The following is a 3,405-nucleotide window of genomic DNA, read 5'->3' as shown; positions in this document are numbered from 1 at the left end:
CTGCCGGTCGGTCTGGAGTTCGACGGCCCCGCGGGCACCGACCGGGGCCTGCTCGGCCTGGCACGGCTTGCGGAACGGGTTCTCGGGCCGGGGCGGCCGACCGCCCCGGCCCGGTGATCGGGGTCGGCGGCCGGCCGCTCACCCCGTCGCCTCGAGCTCCGCGCACAGGCGCGCGATCTCGTCCGACGTGTTGTAGTAGTGCACGGAGGCGCGGACGAGTTCGTCGAGCCGCCGGTCGGCCATGTCCCAAGGGGTCGACGGTGCCCGGGACACGCTGACGTGCACCCCACGCTCGCGCAGGCTGTCCACGAGCTCCGGGGCGGGAACGCGCTCCGAGGAGAACGACACGATGCCCGAACGGTGGCTGCCGAGGTCGGTCACCGTGATCCCCGGGATCCGGCCCAGCTCGGCGCGCAGGTGTTCGGCCAGCGCGGTGATCCGCTCGTGTGCCCACTCCGGGCCGACCTCGCGGTAGTAGTGCGCCGCCTCCCCCAGGCCGAGCACGGCGGCGACGTTGTGCTCGAACAGCTCGAACCGCCGCGCGTCGTCCCGCGGGCGCACCGATCCGTCCACGATCCGCGCGGACGTCAGGTCCAGGTGCGCGGGGTGCAGACTGTCCAGCACACCCCGCCGGACGGCGAGGAATCCCGTCCCCCGCGGCGCGCGCAGGTACTTGCGTCCGGTGGCGGAGAGCGCGTCGGCACCGATCGCCGTCAGGTCGATCGGCACCTGGCCCACGCTCTGACAGGCGTCGACCAGGTAGAACGCGGGGCTGTCCGCGACTACGGCACCGATCCGTTCGACGGGTTGCAGCAGTCCCCCGTTGGTGGGCGCGTGGGTCACCGCCACCATGCGCACGTCGTCGTCGAGCGTCGCGGCGAGCGCGTCGACGTCGATCTCGCCGTCGGGCGTGCTCGGCACGACCTCCACCCGGACGCCCCGGCGGTGCGCCAGGTCCAGCATCGCGATGACGTTGCTCGAATACTCGGCCGCGCCGGTGAGAATGCGGTCCCCCTCGGCCCAGCCGACGGCGGTGAACACCGAGAGCCACGAACGGGAGGCGCTGTCGGTGACCGCGATCTCATCCGGGCCGGCACCCACGAGGGCGCCGAGTGTCCCGCGGACGTCGTCGAGTTCGTCGGAGACCTCGTCGGCCGCCTCGTAACCGCCGATCCTCTCCTCGGTGCGGAGATGCCGTACCATCCGGTCCACCACCCGTTTCGGGGGCAACGAGGAACCCGCGTTGTTGAAATGTACGACGCTCTCGCAGCCCGCCGTGTCGGCGCGCAGCGCGGTGACCGCCTCCGGCGTTTCGGGCGGGTGAATCACGGTCGTCCTCCTCCGGTCCCCGTGTCTCAACGGGTGAGTGGGCGAATACCCGGGCAATACCATCCTGCCCGAGCCCGGGACACCCCCGCCACCACCGTACGGCGGTATTCCCGGACCGCCCCGATCCGGCGATCCTTCTCGAATCGGGTGAAAAGCCGAACCGGGCGGAGGACCCCGTCCGACGTCGCCGAAGTACGGAGCCGTCTGCCCGGAAGTTCCGGCACAGCAACGGTTTCCGACCCTCCGGTTGCGACACGGACCGGCCGTCGCGCCCGGCGGACGCACCCTCACCAGGCACGAATACGTATGGTTGACCCACCGTCGCGCCACGCATTCCCGGCGTGCGGCGGGGAGTGCACGCGCTTTTCCCCGATCACCACTCCCGCGCAATGCCGCGTGTTCCCGGCCGGGCGCGGTCGGGTACACTTCTGACCGAACAGACCGCAATTCACCGCCCGAGCGGCCCGTAGCAGGAGGAACCGGTGGCACAACAGATTCTCGTCTCGCTCGTGGATGATCTCGACGGCTCGGAGGCCGAGGAGACCGTCCAGTTCGCCCTCGACGGGGTGACGTACGAGATCGACCTGTCCTCGGAAAACGCGGAAGAACTGCGGGACGCACTCGCCCAGTACGTCGAACACGCGCGCAAGGCGGGCGGCCGCAAGCGGCAGACGGGACGCGGTCGCCGCAATGGTCAGAAGGCCACCCGTTCGTCCTCCGCCGATCGTGAGCAGAACAAGGCGATCCGGGCGTGGGCGAAAGAGAACGGGTACGAGATCTCGGAGCGGGGACGGATTCCCTCCGAAGTCGCGGAAGCATACCACAAGAGCAAGTGACCGTTCACCCGTCCGTGTCCTGTGAGTCGGGACACGGCACCATTACCGCGATGTCGCGGACACGCGGGCCCGGGCGCATTACAGTGAGTCCGTGAGCACCGACTGCCTGTTCTGCCGGATCGTCGAGCGCACCGTGCCCGCCACCGTGGTGTACGAGACCGACACCGTGCTCGCGTTCCGCGACATCGACCCGCAGGCCCCCACGCACGTCCTGGTCATCCCCAAGGAGCACCACCCCGACGCCGCGGCGATGGCCGCGGCCGACCCCGGTCTGGCGGGCGACCTGCTCGCCGTGGTCGGCGAGGTCGCCAAGGCCGACGGGGTCGACGACTCCGGCTACCGGCTGGTGTTCAACACCGGCGCCGACGCGAACCAGACCGTCTTCCACGTGCACTGTCACGTCCTCGGTGGTAGGCACCTGTCCTGGCCTCCGGGCTGATGACGACGCCCCGGCGTTGCCGGTCCCCAGGTGTTGCGAAGGGACGTGCCGTGATCGACATAGCCGACCAGCTCACGACCACCTACCGCGAGGTCCGTGCGTGTGCCGTGGACCTGCCCGGGTCGCACGGTGCGCCCACCGGTTCCGGCGTCGGCACCGCGACCGGGGTCGCGGACCTGCCGGTCGGTCTGGTCCTGCGCCGGTTCTGTCCCACGGACCCTGCCGGAGTCTGGGAGGCGCTGACCCGTCGTCGGCGCCTCGCACGCTGGTTCGGTCCGGTGACCGGATGCGCCACGCCGGGAGCCGGCTTCACGGTTCCGGACCGCGCGTCCGGACACGTCCTCGACCGCGACCCCGGGCATTCGCTGCGCCTCGCCTGGCACGAGGCCGGGACGGTGGGCACGGTCGTGGTCCGCACGGCCCCCGACGGCGACGACCGCACCGTCGTGGAGCTCACGCACACCGTCGAGCGCCCCGAGGCGACGCCGGGGGCGAACGGGAGCGCCCCCGGAGCCGCCGCGGCCGTGCTGGCCGCGGGACCCGCCTGGGATCTGGCCCTGCTGGCGCTGCGCCGGCACCTCGAAGGAGCGGACGAACCCGACGACCCGCGGGCGACCGGACAGAAGTTCGCCCAGCACGCGCTCAGCGCCTGGGTGAACGCCACGGTCGCGGCCGGACTCGCGACCGCCGACGAGCTGACCCGCACCGTCGGCGACCGGATGCGGCACCTCGCCCCCGACCTGACGGGCTGAGCGCGGCCCGCCCGCGGGCACCCGGACCTCACCCGGACAGCCAGTCCCC

4 protein-coding genes are annotated in these 3,405 nt (G+C 71.8%); 3 read left to right on the top strand and 1 reads right to left on the bottom strand.

From position 1 onward, the window contains the following. Nucleotides 1–138: 138 nt before the first annotated feature. On the bottom strand, nt 139–1,329 hold the full coding sequence (locus SACPADRAFT_RS0203335) for an aminotransferase class V-fold PLP-dependent enzyme (RefSeq protein ID WP_007027001.1): 1,191 nt from the start codon (nt 1,327–1,329) through the stop codon (nt 139–141). 482 nt (nt 1,330–1,811) lie between these two features. Here SACPADRAFT_RS0203335 and SACPADRAFT_RS0203330 point away from each other — a divergent pair, with 482 nt between their 5' ends. The 3 genes from SACPADRAFT_RS0203330 (at nt 1,812) to SACPADRAFT_RS25395 (ending at nt 3,356) form a co-directional block, all read left to right on the top strand. After that, complete coding sequence (locus SACPADRAFT_RS0203330; protein ID WP_007027000.1) at nt 1,812–2,165, top strand: histone-like nucleoid-structuring protein Lsr2; 354 nt, start codon at nt 1,812–1,814, stop codon at nt 2,163–2,165. 91 nt (nt 2,166–2,256) lie between these two features. After that, nucleotides 2,257–2,604, top strand: coding sequence for a histidine triad nucleotide-binding protein (locus tag SACPADRAFT_RS0203325; RefSeq protein WP_007026999.1), 348 nt, complete (start codon nt 2,257–2,259; stop codon nt 2,602–2,604). Between the two features lie 50 nt (nt 2,605–2,654). After that, a complete protein-coding gene (locus SACPADRAFT_RS25395) occupies nt 2,655–3,356 on the top strand; it encodes an SRPBCC domain-containing protein (RefSeq protein WP_007026998.1) in 702 nt (233 codons plus the stop codon). The last annotated feature ends 49 nt before the right edge of the window (nt 3,357–3,405 follow it).

The sequence above is a fragment of the Saccharomonospora iraqiensis subsp. paurometabolica YIM 90007 genome (genome assembly GCF_000231035.2).
Classification (GTDB): Bacteria; Actinomycetota; Actinomycetes; order Mycobacteriales; family Pseudonocardiaceae; genus Saccharomonospora; species Saccharomonospora paurometabolica.
This window is presented reverse-complemented; position numbering and strand designations above follow the sequence as displayed.